This is a genomic window from Candidatus Dadabacteria bacterium, from assembly GCA_026708565.1.
In the GTDB taxonomy this organism is placed as follows: Bacteria; Desulfobacterota_D; UBA1144; order Nemesobacterales; family Mycalebacteriaceae; genus Mycalebacterium.
On record JAPOUR010000040.1, the window covers coordinates 1 to 13,142 of the forward strand.

General features: G+C 55.4%; 14 protein-coding genes. 9 read left to right on the forward strand and 5 right to left on the reverse strand.

Annotation, left to right across the window (positions count from 1 at the left end; genetic code table 11):
* On the forward strand, positions 1-858 hold an 858-nt coding region (locus tag OXF42_05165; GenBank protein MCY4047480.1), incomplete at its 5' end, for a YadA-like family protein.
* A 21-nt stretch (positions 859-879) separates the two neighbouring features.
* On the opposite strand, the gene rnc is transcribed toward OXF42_05165, so the two are convergent.
* Positions 880-1,527: a ribonuclease III gene (rnc, locus tag OXF42_05170; protein ID MCY4047481.1), complete on the reverse strand. Its 648-nt coding sequence runs from the start codon at positions 1,525-1,527 to the stop codon at positions 880-882.
* 92 nt (positions 1,528-1,619) lie between these two features.
* Between rnc and OXF42_05175 the strand changes: the two genes are divergently transcribed.
* From OXF42_05175 to OXF42_05200, 6 genes are all read left to right on the forward strand, one after another.
* Entirely contained in the window at positions 1,620-1,958 is a 339-nt protein-coding gene (locus OXF42_05175; protein MCY4047482.1) for a P-II family nitrogen regulator, read from the forward strand.
* A 35-nt stretch (positions 1,959-1,993) separates the two neighbouring features.
* The gene (glnA, locus tag OXF42_05180) at positions 1,994-3,469 is read left to right on the forward strand and encodes a type I glutamate--ammonia ligase (GenBank protein MCY4047483.1); all 1,476 of its coding nucleotides are present in this window, start codon (positions 1,994-1,996) and stop codon (positions 3,467-3,469) included.
* Between the two features lie 113 nt (positions 3,470-3,582).
* Positions 3,583-3,843, forward strand: a complete 261-nt coding sequence (locus OXF42_05185; protein ID MCY4047484.1) for an antitoxin — start codon at positions 3,583-3,585, stop codon at positions 3,841-3,843.
* On the forward strand, positions 3,840-4,265 hold the full coding sequence (locus OXF42_05190) for a type II toxin-antitoxin system VapC family toxin (GenBank protein ID MCY4047485.1): 426 nt from the start codon (positions 3,840-3,842) through the stop codon (positions 4,263-4,265). Before OXF42_05185 ends, OXF42_05190 begins: the two co-directional genes overlap by 4 nt.
* Positions 4,266-4,386: 121 nt before the next feature.
* Entirely contained in the window at positions 4,387-5,334 is a 948-nt protein-coding gene (gene traT, locus OXF42_05195; protein MCY4047486.1) for a complement resistance protein TraT, read from the forward strand.
* Between the two features lie 25 nt (positions 5,335-5,359).
* Positions 5,360-5,740: a hypothetical protein gene (locus OXF42_05200; protein ID MCY4047487.1), complete on the forward strand. Its 381-nt coding sequence runs from the start codon at positions 5,360-5,362 to the stop codon at positions 5,738-5,740.
* A 43-nt stretch (positions 5,741-5,783) separates the two neighbouring features.
* On the opposite strand, the gene dprA is transcribed toward OXF42_05200, so the two are convergent.
* Positions 5,784-6,902 carry a DNA-processing protein DprA gene (gene dprA, locus OXF42_05205; GenBank protein ID MCY4047488.1) on the reverse strand — a complete coding sequence of 373 codons (1,119 nt, stop codon included), beginning with the start codon at positions 6,900-6,902 and terminating at the stop codon, positions 5,784-5,786.
* Positions 6,903-6,929: 27 nt separating this feature from the next.
* Here dprA and OXF42_05210 point away from each other — a divergent pair, with 27 nt between their 5' ends.
* Positions 6,930-8,192: a DNA recombination protein RmuC gene (locus tag OXF42_05210; GenBank protein MCY4047489.1), complete on the forward strand. Its 1,263-nt coding sequence runs from the start codon at positions 6,930-6,932 to the stop codon at positions 8,190-8,192.
* A 7-nt stretch (positions 8,193-8,199) separates the two neighbouring features.
* Here OXF42_05210 and OXF42_05215 read toward each other — a convergent pair whose 3' ends face one another.
* Both OXF42_05215 and OXF42_05220 read right to left on the reverse strand, forming a co-directional pair.
* Positions 8,200-8,808 carry a hypothetical protein gene (locus OXF42_05215; GenBank protein MCY4047490.1) on the reverse strand — a complete coding sequence of 203 codons (609 nt, stop codon included), beginning with the start codon at positions 8,806-8,808 and terminating at the stop codon, positions 8,200-8,202.
* Positions 8,805-10,349 carry a hydantoinase B/oxoprolinase family protein gene (locus OXF42_05220; GenBank protein MCY4047491.1) on the reverse strand — a complete coding sequence of 515 codons (1,545 nt, stop codon included), beginning with the start codon at positions 10,347-10,349 and terminating at the stop codon, positions 8,805-8,807. Before OXF42_05220 ends, OXF42_05215 begins: the two co-directional genes overlap by 4 nt.
* Before the next feature lie 67 nt (positions 10,350-10,416).
* On the opposite strand from OXF42_05220, the gene recQ reads away from it, so the two are divergent.
* Positions 10,417-12,261, forward strand: a complete 1,845-nt coding sequence (gene recQ, locus OXF42_05225; GenBank protein MCY4047492.1) for a DNA helicase RecQ — start codon at positions 10,417-10,419, stop codon at positions 12,259-12,261.
* 86 nt (positions 12,262-12,347) lie between these two features.
* Here recQ and OXF42_05230 read toward each other — a convergent pair.
* The coding region (locus OXF42_05230) for a hypothetical protein (GenBank protein ID MCY4047493.1) at positions 12,348-13,142 on the reverse strand (795 nt) is incomplete at its 5' end.

Genomic DNA, 13,142 nt, shown 5'->3' on the forward strand with positions numbered 1-13,142 from the left:
CAGGTTCGCATAGGCAATTCCTCCATCGGCGATGTGCAAATCGGCATTTTTGACCTTGGCAGACTGCGCGATGACATCAATGCGGCCAATACGGCAATAGGCTCTTACCGCGACATTCCCAACGACATGGGTAGCCTGCACTCGCGGATAAACCAAGTTATTGTCTCAAGCCTCAACTCCGGCACCGGACTGCAAGAAAGGGCCGTCAGAATGATTATTGTAAATGAAGCGGAGAGCGGCTCAATCGCCGACGCAATTGTCTTCGCGTTATACGGCGACCCCGCACGCGACATTGGAGACCCCGGCGGCAACGCCATCGCCCCGGCGGCAAACAGCGTGGTCGGGCGCGTGCAGCGGGGAACTTTGCGCAGCGCGGCGGACAATGCGGCGGGCCGCGACACCAACGGCGACATTGAAGGAAACGGCGGCTACCGGCGGGCGCCGGTAACGGGAGCGGGAAGCCATGCGCCGAATTCGGCCGCAGACCGCCGGATTGTAGTGCAGGATACCAACCAGGACGGCTCGGTGATACTGGGCACTCTGCCCTTTGACGCTTTGGACGCAGGGCGGCGCGTGAGTGAACTGGAAAACGATATTTCCGGCCTGAGGAAACGTGTGGACCAGCAGAACAAAGACCTTTCAGCCGGCGTTGCCATGGCAATGGCCATGCAGGCGCAGTCCGTGCCGGGCAAAAGGATTAACATGTCTTTTGGAGCCGCCAGTTACAACGAGGAATTCGCAACGGCTTTGACCCTGGGCTGGAGATTGCATGAGAATGTTTTAATCAACACCGGCGCGGGGTGGGCGACCAGCGGCGAACAGTTCGGCGTCCGCGGCGGCATAACCTTCGGATGGTAGCAAAGCGGCTCTCCCGCCGCCCTATAAATTTTCCAGCGCCTCTTTTGCGGCCCGCTGTTCGGCTTCTTTCTTGCTGCCCCCCTGCCCTCTGCCGAAAACCCCGGAGCCGTCTCCCACTTCGCTGAAAAAATACCTTTTGTGCCCGGGGCCCGTCTCCCCCGTGCTGTAAACGGGAAGAGAGCCGAACCTTTTGTGAAACAGCCTCTGCAACGCGGACTTGTAATCGCGCGACTCGCTCCAAATCGTTATGTTTGAAAGAAGATGCCCCGAAACAAAAGCGCGCGCCGCCTCGTAGCCGCCGTCCAGAAACACCGCCCCCGCAACCGCCTCAAACGCATCCGCAAGGTTTGACTCCCTCTCCCTGCCCTCTTTCTCCTCGCCTTTGCCAAGCAGAAGACATTCGCCCAGACCGAGGTTCTTCGCATAAAGAGCGAGATTTCCGCCGCTCACCGCGGAGCTTTTCCTTACGGACAGTTCGCCCTCGGCGGAGTCGGGAAAGCGCCGCCCCAGAACATCTGCCGCCACGCATCCGACAACCGCGTCTCCGAGAAACTCAAGACGCTGATTGTCAATCCCGCCGCCGTTCTCATTCCTGTGAGACGGATGGGTGAGCGCGGCTTCCAATAAAGCCGTGTTTTTGAACCGGTAACCTAATTTGATTCCCTTCACCGGCTTATTATAATCGGCATCCGGCGGGTTTTTGACCTGTTTGCGGGTTTTATGTAGTGTATGCCCGCTATCAAGGCGGAATTCCGGTAAAAATGAAAAAAGTGGAAGCCATCATCAAACCGTTCAAACTTGAGGACTTGAAAGAAGGTCTTCAGGAAATCGGCATACAGGGCATGACCGTAAGCGAGGTAAAGGGATTCGGCAGGCAGAAGGGGCATGCGGAAATCTACCGCGGAGCGGAGTATGTAATAGATTTTCTGCCCAAAGTGAAAGTTGAAGTGGTTGCCACGGACGACCTTGTTCCGCAGATAGTGGAAGTTATTCAGCAAAGCACCAGAACCGGCAAAGCCGGAGACGGAAAGATATTCATCGTCCCCGTTGAGAATGCGGTTCGCATCAGAACCGGCGAGGTCGGCGAAGACGCCATATAAACAGGCGCGCAAAAAAACCGGCACAGGAGGAAGAAATGGCCGTAAGAAAGAAATCATCCAAAGCCCCCGCACGCAAAGCGGGCTCGGCCCCAAGCAAGGCGGCGGTTGCAAAGGCGGTAAACTTTATAAAGGACAGCAAGGCGAAGTTTGTTGACTTCCGTTTTCTTGACTTTGTGGGCATGTGGCAGCACGTAACCTTCCCCGTCAGCGGGATTGACGCATCGGTGTTTGAAGAGGGCATGGGCTTTGACGGCTCAAGCATCAGGGGATGGAAGGCAATCAACGCAAGCGATATGCTTATGATGCCCGACCCCGAAACGGTAAAACTTGACCCGTTTATGGAGATGCCCACGGTTGTCGCCCTCTGCAACATAATGGACCCCATCACCAAAGAGCCGTATTCGCGCGACCCCAGAACCATAGCGTCCAAAGCCGAGGCGTATATGAAAAGCACCGGCATTGCGGATGTCGCGTATTTCGGCCCGGAACTTGAGTTTTTCATTCTTGACGAAATCCGCTACGACCAGACGGCGAATTCCGGCTACTATTTTGTTGACTCGGATGAAGGCATCTGGAATTCGGGAAGCGATGACTTCCCCAACCTCGGATACAAACTGAGGCACAAAGAGGGATACTTCCCCACCCCCCCGGCGGACCTGCATCATGACTTGCGCTCGGAGATGGTCTCCGTAATGGAGAGCCTCGGCATAGTGGTTGAGGCGCACCATCACGAAGTGGCGACCGGCGGACAGGCGGAAATAGACATGAAATTCGCCTCCCTGCTCAGCATGGGCGACCAGATGATGTGGTATAAATACATCTGCCGCAATGTGGCGCGCAAGCATGGCAAAAGCGTAACCTTTATGCCCAAGCCCCTGTTCAGCGACAACGGTTCGGGAATGCATGTTCACCAGTCATTGTGGAAAAAGGGCAAACCGCTGTTTGCCGGAAACGGGTATGCGGGAATGAGCGAAACCGCCATGCACTACATAGGCGGCATACTCAAGCACGCCCGCGCCATTTGCGCTTTCAGCAACTCAACAACCAACTCCTACAGGCGGCTTGTTCCGGGATTTGAAGCCCCGGTAAACCTTGCGTATTCGGCAAGAAACAGAAGCGCGGCGGTCAGGATACCGATGTATTCACCGAGCCCCAAAGCAAAGCGGCTTGAATGCAGATTCCCCGACCCGTCCTGCAACGGCTACCTGACCTTCTCCGCCATGCTCATGGCGGGGCTTGACGGGATTGAGAACAAGATCAACCCCGGAGACCCGCTTGACAGAGACATATACGCCCTCGGGCCGGAGGAACTGAAGGGCGTGCCGTCAGTCCCCGCATCGCTTGAGGAGGCCCTCAAGTCTCTTGAGAAAGACCATGATTTCCTTCTCAGGGGCGGAGTGTTTGACGAAGACCTGCTCAGAACATGGATAGATTACAAGATGGAAAACGAGGTCAACCCCGTCCGGCTGAGACCCGTTCCGCAGGAATTTATCCTTTACTACGATGTCTGATTTGACGGATTGGACGAAAACAAAAAAGCGCCGTGTTCAAGCGGCGCTTTTTTTGTAACCGCGAAGGGGGCGGGCGGCTTGACATCAACACATCAAAACAGTATGATGCCCGCATGAGAACAACACTCACATTGGATGAAGATGTGGCGGAATACCTGCAAAAGGAAAGCCTTCTTCGCAACAAGCCGTTCAAGCAAGTGGTGAATGAGGCGGTGCGCAGGGGCATGTCTCCCGGCGCAAAAAGGGCGCGCCCGCCCAAGTTCAGAGTCGTCCCCCACAACGGCGGGTTTGCCTCCGGAATAAACCGGCGGAAAATCAATCAATTGAACGATGAGTTGGAAGCGGCTGAATTCGTGAAAAAACACGCCAAATGATAGTGCCGGACATCAACCTGCTTGTTTACGCATACAACAGCGGGGTGGCAAACCATGCAAAAGCCAGACGCTGGTGGGAAGACACGGTTAACGGCGACAGGCGGGTCGGCCTGCCGTGGGTGGTGGTGAACGGATTTGTGAGATTGATGACAAACCCCAAAGTGGTTACGCCCCCCATGTCCGCTCCGGCGGCGGTTGATTTTGTGAAGTCGTGGTTTCAATACGCTCATATCATCCCTGTTAATCCGGGCGTTAGGCATTTGGAATATCTCCGGCAAAATCTGGATGCCGCAGGTGTTGGCGCAAACCTCGTAACCGATGCGCACATAGCCGCCGTTGCAATGGAGTATCAGGCGGAGGTTCATTCCAACGATGAGGACTTCAGCAGGTTTCCCGGACTGCGGTGGGTCAATCCCTTGTAAGGTATTTGCACGCAACCGCAAACCGGCCTTGAAAGTCCCTTATTCCCTTGTTACTGTTGAGACAAATCAACGGAGGATGATGTGTATCACACCGGCGTCTTCCCGAAGAAGAGGTAATAAAATGCGCGGTCTTGGTCATTCCATTCCATTTTTAACCAGAGGCGCGGGAGCGCTTGTGCTGTTGCTCTCCCTGCTGGCCGCCGGGTGCGGGCCCAAGTTCAACCCGTCCGATGCGGCTTCCGGCAAACAGACATCAACCGGCGTTAAGGTTCGCCCTGAAATAGGAATACCGAAAGAGCCCTCGCTGGAGTATATACGCGTCCGCATGGCGGACAGCATATTCCTTAACCCGCCTGAAGTGGACAACCCCTCGGTTTATGTCCGCATCCGCAACACTTCGGGAAAAGACATTGACCTTCAGGGAGTTGTCATCCAAAAACTGCGCTCGCTCGGATACAAATTGACCCGGAATGCGAGCAGCGCCACATACGTTTTACAGGCAAACCTGCTGTTCGCCGATGAGGTTTCCGCCGCGGAACTCGCCAAAATTGACGAGACTAAATACGGATTCAGCTTAACCAGAACCGCCGCCGGGCTTCTGGTGGGAGCCGGGCTTGGAGCGGGAGCCGGAGCGTTGCTTGGAGAGGGCGATATTACCGGAGAGACAATAGTCGGCGGCGTGGTGGGCGGAGCGGTCGGCGCGATAGGACAGGCGTTGAGCCAGCGCGAACGCGACAAAAGGCTTGCCGCCAAGCAGTGGATAAAATACTTTTCGCTTGTGGTTGATATTCAGTTGAAGGAGCGGGCTTCGGGAGAGGTGAAGATTGAAGGCTCTTCCGCGATGTCATCCTCTCAGGGGCTGGAGCACGAATCAGACCTTGGCGACAACAGAGGGGGGTCGGAAAGTTCCTACGGACGCAGGGAAACCCAAACCTATTCGGAAACAAGCCGGTGGAAGAGTTACCGGACCAGAGTTATCGGCAAGGCGAAAGGCAAACTGATTGTGTTTGAAGACGTTCGGCGGGACTTTGCCGAACAGTTGGCAAACTCCATAGCCGGACTGTTTTAAGCATTCCGCCACAGCGGGAAAGACCGTGCGCAATTTAGTAGTTTTGTCCGTTTGCGTTGTGTTCATTGCGGGATGCGCAGGCGGTATTTACAAACAAACCTCATGGCGGCCGCCTCAGGATGCCGGCAAAGCGACTTCCGACTGGGATGTGGCGTCCGCAATATGCGATGCAAGGGCGGGCGACAGGGAATTGACCCCTGAAGAGGAAATGGAAATAGCCGAAAAGAGGCAAACATTGAAGGAAACCGGAAGCGCGCTTCAGGATTTGATGGACGAGGCGGGCATTGAGGGCGGCGAAATCGCGGGCGCAGTCGCGGGATTTCTGAGCGGATTTCTCGGCGGCAAAAAAGAAAAACAGGATGAAGAATTCGTAAAGTGCATGGAAGGGTTCGGCTGGGAGAAATAATGTGTATAAATCGTCAAATCATACACATCACAAGTCAAGTCCCTCAAATCTTTGCCTGATACATTCCGCCTTCGGAGTTTTCCACAAGCCCTTCTATCTCAAGTTCAAGAATAAGCGCGGAGATTGAAGCCACCGTTTCACCGGACTGCTCCGTTATCTCGTCAATGTGAAGGGGTTTCTCTCTTATCAGGGAGAGCAGTTTCCGTTTCTCCCTCGGCAGCGAGGCAATCTTTTCCTCCGCCGTCCGCTGTTGCTGTTTTGTCCGCGCGGCGGTTTGAAGGTCTTTGAGTTCCCTTATCCCGCTTATTATGTCATCGGCGCTTTCCACCAGTATCGCGCCCTGTTTGATGAGACTGTTGGCTCCCTCGCTTATGGGCTCGTTAATCCTTCCGGGCACGGCGAAAACATCCCTGTTCTGCTCAAGAGCCAGTTTTGCCGTTATGAGCGCCCCGCTTTTCCTTGCCGCCTGCACCACCACAGTTCCGAGGGAGAGGCCGCTTATGACCGCATTGCGTTCCGGGAAATGGGTTTTGTCCGGAACGGTTCGGAGCGGAAACGCCGAGATGACCGCGCCGTTTTTTGAGATGCTTTCATACAGTTCATGGTTCTCCGGCGGATAAATCACATCAAGACCGCTGCCGAGAACCGCGATTGTGCGCCCGCCCGCGTCAACCGCCGCCTTGTGCGCCGCGGAATCCACACCGCGCGCCATCCCGCTCACCACACAAACGCCCGCCTCGGCAAGTTCGTAAGACAGTTTTCTTGCGGATTCCCTGCCGTATTTGTTCGCGTAGCGCGAGCCCACGATTGCCACGGCAAGCGAGTCGCTTTCCCGTATTTCCCCTGACACATACAGGATGGCCGGAGCGGAGTGGACGTTTTTAAGTCTCTGCGGGTAGCCGGGGGCGGCGAGTGTCAGGATGTCAAAACCCCTTTTACGCGCCTCGGAAACCTCCCTCTCCGCCCTTCCCCACTCCGAGAAATTCCTGACAAGATTCTCAGTGTCCGCGCCAACGCCGTCAATTCCGGACAATGTTCCCGCGGTCTTCGCCGCCTTGAAAACATTCTCCGCCGAGCCGCACTCTCCCGTCAAACGGCTTATGAGGACATTGCCGAGCCCCTTGATCAGCGTGAGCGCAATAAAACAGGTTTTTTCGTCCATTGTCGGGAAAGCGATATAATAACAGGTATGGAGTTTGTATTTGGCATAATTGCCGTGGTTGCTGCGGGGGTTGCCGTTTGGGCTTACGGCAGGGTTTCCGATACGGCAAAGAGCAACAAGGCGCTTGAGTCGGAACTTCGGAAGGTCAAAGAAGAGGCGGAGCGGGGAAGAGCGGACGGAATAAAGGTTGCCGAACTTGAGACCGAACTGAAAAAAGAGCGCGAGGGGTTTGAAAGGGAACGCGCCGCATGGAAAGAAGCCGAGAGCAATCTCAAAACAGCGTTTGAGAATGTGGGCAACAGGATTTTTGACGCCAGTAGCGAGAAATTTGCCAAACAGAATCAGAAAGGGCTTGAGACCATTTTAAGCCCTCTCAAAAACGACATACGGGATTTCAAAGACAAATTCGCCAAAACCGGCGAGGGCTTCGCGGGCAAATTCGGCGAATTGAAAAGCCAGATTGAAGGGCTCAAAGACCTTAACAAAACCATCGGGGCCGAGGCGCAGAACCTTACAAAAGCCCTCAAGGGCGATTCCAAGCAACGGGGCAACTGGGGCGAACTGGTGCTTGAGAGAACCCTTGAGAGATCAGGACTGAGAAAGGGCAGAGAGTATGAGGTTCAGGAAACCATGACCGGCGAAGGAGGACGGCGCGTCCTTGATGTTCTTGTCCGCCTTCCGGACGACAAGGACATTGTGATTGACTCAAAAGTCTCTCTGGTCGCTTATGACGGGTACTGCTCATCCGGGAGCGAGGCGGAAAAGGCGGAGTTTCTCAAAAGCCACATCAGGTCTGTTGAATCCCATATAAAGGAGCTTGGCGAAAAGAACTATCAGAATCTTCCCGGAATCCGCTCGCTGAACTATGTGCTTTTGTTCGTTCCGATTGAGTCCGCATATATCCTCACAGTCAACGAAAGCGAGGGCATATTCCAAAAGGCGCTGGACAGAAACATTGTGCTTGTGTGCCCCTCAACGCTTCTTGCGGTTCTGCGGACGGTTCACAGCCTGTGGCGGATGGAGGACCGGAACAGAAACGCCCAGGAGATTGCCGAGGAGGCGGGCAAATTGTATGACAAATTTGCGGGGTTTGTTGACAAGATGGACACCGTGAAAAGACAACTTGAGACTGTCGGAAACAATTTTGACGACGCCTACAAGTCTCTTTCAACGGGAAGGGGCAACCTCATCGGCAGGGCGGAAAAAATGAAACAACTCGGCGCGAAAACTTCAAAATCCCTTCCCCCCGGCATTGTTGAGAAGTCTGCGGATGAGGAAGGGCTGTCATAAGAAACCGCTAAAATATGCCGAGCCGTTTGGTTCTAAGATGCCTGCGGCAACCGCTTATCTGCCGCCGGTAGGTTTTTTCCGTCTTCTCCACCCTACGGGCGACCTTGATTAGCCACTGTTTATCTTTGTAAGTCCCCCTACGGTAGCCCCCCCATCCCTCATGGTAGGCGAGATAAAGTTTGTAGGCGTCATCCTTCTTTATCTTGAGCAGACGCGCGCTCTTGCTGTTATACCAGCCGATAAAATCGGTTGCGTCCTTGAAGTCCGACCGCCGCGTCATAAAACCGCCCTTTTGCGTTTCCCTCAAATACTGCTCCCAGGTCTTGTTGATCGCCTGAGCGTATCCCGATGCGGACGAGACCCGTTTCCACGGGATAAACCGCAGGATTTTTCTGCGCGGCTGCTTCGCCTTTTTCTTGAAACTTGATTCGTGGCGCACAAATGCGAGAGTTACCGACATTGGAACGCCCCACCGCTTTTCCGTCCTCAGAACATCCCCATACCAGCCCCGCTTGTTTATGAGTATGGAGCAGGCATCGTTAATGTCTGCGGGGACATGGGCAAACACGCACCCGCCCGCAAAAAAAAAGGCGGCTATTGCGGCGGCCTGTCTCACGGCCTTCCCCAACCGCCGCCGCCGGGGGTTTCTATTGAAAGTATGTCTCCCCGCCGGGCTTCAAAACTGTGCTTGCCCGCAAGTTCGGTTTGCTCTCCGCCCCGAATCAGCAGGTTTCTCCCGCGCCCGCCGTCTCCGCCGCCGCACGCCCCGCCGGGGCTGTGTTTTCGCCTGTCCGTTATAAGACAGACGGTTGCAGGCTCAAGAAACCTGTATTGCCTCACAATACCGCTTCCGCCCCGAAACCTTCCCGCCCCGCCGGAATTCTCTCTTATGGAGTAAAACTCAATGCGGACGGGAAACTCCCTTTCAAGAGCCTCAACGGGTGTGTTAAGTGTGTTGGTCATGTGCGTCTGCACGGCGGAGACCCCGTCAATACCGCTTCTTGCCCCCATGCCGCCGCCGATGGTTTCGTAACAGACAAACCCCTCGCCGCCGAAGGTAAGGTTGTTCATCGTTCCCGCCCCCGCCGCCTGTATCCTTTCGGGAATCGCCTCCCGCAACGCGCCGAAAACGGCGTCCGCAATGCGCTGTGAGGTTTCCACATTGCCCCCGGCCACGGCGCTCGGATAGCGGGCGTTCAGTATGGAGGGCTCATCCGCAAGTATCCGTATCGCCCGAAGGGGGCCGGAGTTGAGCGGTATGTCATCCGGGGCGAGACACTGGAAAACATACAAAACCGCAGACACGGCAACGCTGAAAGGGGCGTTCAGGCAACCCTTGACGGGCGGCGAACTTCCCGACAAATCAACCTCCGCCGCATCGCCGTCTATCGTTACACGCGCCCTGACGGGAATGTTTTCCGTTCCGAGACCGTCATCGTCCAAATAGTCTGTAAACAGGTAGCTGCCATCGGGAATCCGTCTGATGGTGTCCCGCATTATCGCCTCGCCGTAGTCAAGAAGCATATCGGCCGCCCCGCCGATGTCGGCGGCGGAGTATTTCTCAACCGTCTGCGCGAGCCGCTTGCCGCCCGCCTCAAGAGCCGCAATCTGGGCGCTCAGGTCTCCAAGCCTCTCCCGCCTGTTTCTCATGCCGGAGGTGATTTTGTCAATCAGGCGGCGGTCAATCCCGCCGCCCCGCGCAATCAGGGTCGGAGGAATCACAACCCCCTCCTCTTCCACCGAGGAGGAAAGCGGCATTGAGCCGGGCGTTTTGCCGCCGACATCCGCATGGTGGGCGCGGACGGCAAGATAAAAACCCGGCTTTCCGCCCACAAACACCGCGCGCACGCAAGTTATGTCGGGCAGGTGAGTGCCGCCCCTGAAAGGGTCGTTCAGGATGAATACGTCTCCGTCACGGAACTCTTTCTCGTCAAGAACCGCGGCGACTGAAAACGACATTGAGCCCAGATGCACGGGAATGTGAGCCGCCTGCGCTATCATCTCGCCCCCGGCGTTGAATATGGCGCACGAGTGGTCGCGCCGCTCCTTGATATTTGCCGACAGCGCCGAGCGGGTAAGAAGTTTGCCCATCTCCTCCGCTATCGCGGTAAGGATGTTGTTGAAGATGTCTATCTCAAAGCGGTTCAGGCGCGGCATTTTCCTATTCTAATGCAAAGCCGCGCAGTTTTTCCACCGGCGCGTAAAAAGCGGTTAAAATCGCCCCGTGCCACAAACCAGCCGGAAGAAACAGTCCGCCGGTCGCGGGAAGGCCCTTGAGATATTGCGCGGGACTTTCGGCTTTGCGGACTTCCGCCCTCATCAGGGGGAGATTGTCCAGACGCTGATTGACGGCGGAGACGCAATTGCCGTTATGCCCACGGGCGGAGGCAAGTCGCTTTGCTATCAGATACCGTCAATCGCGCGCTCCGGAACGGGGGTTGTGGTGTCTCCCCTTATCGCCCTTATGAAAGATCAGGTTGACGCCCTGCGCCAATACGGGGTCGCGGCGGCGTTTCTGAATTCAAGCATGTCGTATTCCCAACGCCGCAACACGGAAGACGCTCTGGTCGCCGGAAAACTTGACCTGCTTTATGTGGCTCCGGAGGGATTGATTGGCGGCGGAATGCTTGAAACCCTTGCCAACATTGAAGTCGCGCTGTTCGCCATTGACGAGGCGCATTGCGTCTCGCGCTGGGGGCATGATTTCCGTCCCGAATATCTGGAGTTGTCAGTTCTCGCCGAAAGGTTTCCCTCCGTGCCGCGCGTTGCCCTTACCGCCACCGCAGACGAGATGACCCGGCGTGAGATTGCCGGACAGCTGGGCTTGCGGAACGCCGAAATGCACATAGTCGGCTACGACCGCCCGAACATCCGCTACATGATAAGCGAGCGCCCGGACGCGAGGCGGGCGCTGCTTGATTTTATTGAGGAAAAACACCCCTCTGAAAGCGGGATTGTCTATTGCATGTCGCGCAAGGGGGTTGAAAAGACCGCAGAGTGGCTTTCTTCAAAGAAACTTGACGCAATTCCCTATCACGCCGGAATGACAAAGGAGGAAAGAGAGAAAAATCACAACCGTTTCCTGCGCGAGGAGGGAGTGATTGTTGTGGCGACCGTCGCTTTCGGGATGGGAATAGACAAGCCCGATGTCCGTTTTGTGGCTCACCTCAATCTGCCGAAAAACATTGAATCCTACTATCAGGAAACCGGGCGCGCCGGGCGGGACGGCCTGCCCGCGAGCGCATGGATGAGTTACGGGTTGCAGGATTTGATGATGCAGATTCAGATGGTTGACAACTCGGAGGCCGATGAAAGTTTCAAAAGGGTGGAACGCTCAAAAATCAACTCTCTGCTGGGGCTTTGTGAAACCGCCGGATGCAGGCGGCGGTCGCTTCTCGGATACTTTGGCGAAGAATACGGCAAATCGTGCGGCAACTGCGACAACTGCCTGAATCCGCCCGAAACATGGGACGGAACGGTTGCCGCGCAAAAGGCGCTCGCGTGCGTTTACCGCACGGGGGAGATGTTTGGCGTTCACTACCTGATAGATGTGCTGCTCGGCAAGGACACCGAAAGGATAAAGAGTTTTCACCATGACAAACTGAAGGTTTACGGAGTGGGAACGGAGATTGATGCCATGGAGTGGCGGTCGGTCATAAGGCAACTTGTCGCCGCGGGCGCGCTTGCCGTCAAAACGGACGGCTACGGCGGCCTCCGCCTGACGGAGAAAGGCGGCGCGGTAATGCGCGGAAAAGAGAGCATAAGTTTCCGCAAAATGCCGGAACGGAAAGTTAGCCCCGCAAAAGCAAAGAAGCCCCCGCGCGTCTCAAAGGCGGATATAAGCGAAGGGGATATGCCGCTTTTTCACAAACTGCGCGAGTTGCGCTCCCGCATTGCAAAAGAGCAGAACGTGCCGCCGTATGTGGTTTTCCACGATTCAACCCTTGCCGCGATGGCAAAGGAAAAGCCCGCCGATTTGGTGCAAATGTCTTTCATTTCCGGAGTCGGACACGCAAAACTTGACAAATACGGAGAGCAGTTTTTGAAGGTTGTCAAAGAGTCCGCCTGATTCCTTTGCGTTAAACAGCAAAACAGGCGCGGGAGCATTGCGTGTGCTCCCGCGCCTGTTTGTTGCCTTGACTCCGTAGGCGTGGATTAGAAGAACTTGTATTTCAGACTGAACGCCGCGCCCCATACCTGCTTGTTCTCAAGCGTGGTCTTGTAGGTAACAATGTTGCTTCTTCCAAGCGTTTCATCAATGTTTTCCGCGTCAGGAGCAACGGTTGATTCGTGGCTTCTGAGCGTGTCCCACTTCTTGTTGTCGCCTTCAATATCCCCGAAGTAAGCCCAGCGAAGTTTCACACCCGCAGAAATCCTGTCGGACAGCGGGTAGTCAAACCCAAGCAGGAATTGAAGCCCGAAGGTGGAATCATCGTGCGTGTCGTTCGCGTAACTGATAACGCCTTCCAGAGTCTCAACAACGCAGTCATCGGTGGCGACAGGGGTACAATTGCCGTCAGCATCCAGATTTCTGGTCGCCGGATGCCCGGTGCTCCCGGACGGGGCAGGTTCATCATCGGATCTGTTCCTCTGGAAAAAATGAACCATGTCAAAGTTTGTTCTTGACCACCCTACTCCCAGTCCCACATAGGGGGTAAAACTTGAACCTTCAAGTTCAAGGTCGTAATACAGGTTGGCAAAAACATTGTGAGAAGCAACACTTCCCAACTCCCCGTAAAGTTGTCCGCCGAGTTCAGGGTCAAACTCCGGGGCTTTTGCCCCCCCGAAGTCGGGGGCAATTTTTTCGTTGAACTTGTTGTTGCTGTAGATGTATTCCAGTTCCCCTCTAACGGGAAGACCGCCGATTTTGGATATGCCCGTAGTAATACCTATGGAGCTACCAAAGCCTGTGCCAAAATCGTTAGTCCAATTGGACTCGCCACCCCTACA

Coding starts and splice junctions, on each gene's coding strand:
- dprA (MCY4047488.1), bottom strand. CDS start 6,902: ATGGACGAAAAAACCTGTTTTATTGCGCTCACGCTGATCAAGGGGCTC.
- traT (MCY4047486.1), top strand. CDS start 4,387: ATGCGCGGTCTTGGTCATTCCATTCCATTTTTAACCAGAGGCGCGGGA.
- OXF42_05210 (MCY4047489.1), top strand. CDS start 6,930: ATGGAGTTTGTATTTGGCATAATTGCCGTGGTTGCTGCGGGGGTTGCC.
- OXF42_05185 (MCY4047484.1), top strand. CDS start 3,583: ATGAGAACAACACTCACATTGGATGAAGATGTGGCGGAATACCTGCAA.
- OXF42_05175 (MCY4047482.1), top strand. CDS start 1,620: ATGAAAAAAGTGGAAGCCATCATCAAACCGTTCAAACTTGAGGACTTG.
- OXF42_05190 (MCY4047485.1), top strand. CDS start 3,840: ATGATAGTGCCGGACATCAACCTGCTTGTTTACGCATACAACAGCGGG.
- glnA (MCY4047483.1), top strand. CDS start 1,994: ATGGCCGTAAGAAAGAAATCATCCAAAGCCCCCGCACGCAAAGCGGGC.
- OXF42_05220 (MCY4047491.1), bottom strand. CDS start 10,349: ATGCCGCGCCTGAACCGCTTTGAGATAGACATCTTCAACAACATCCTT.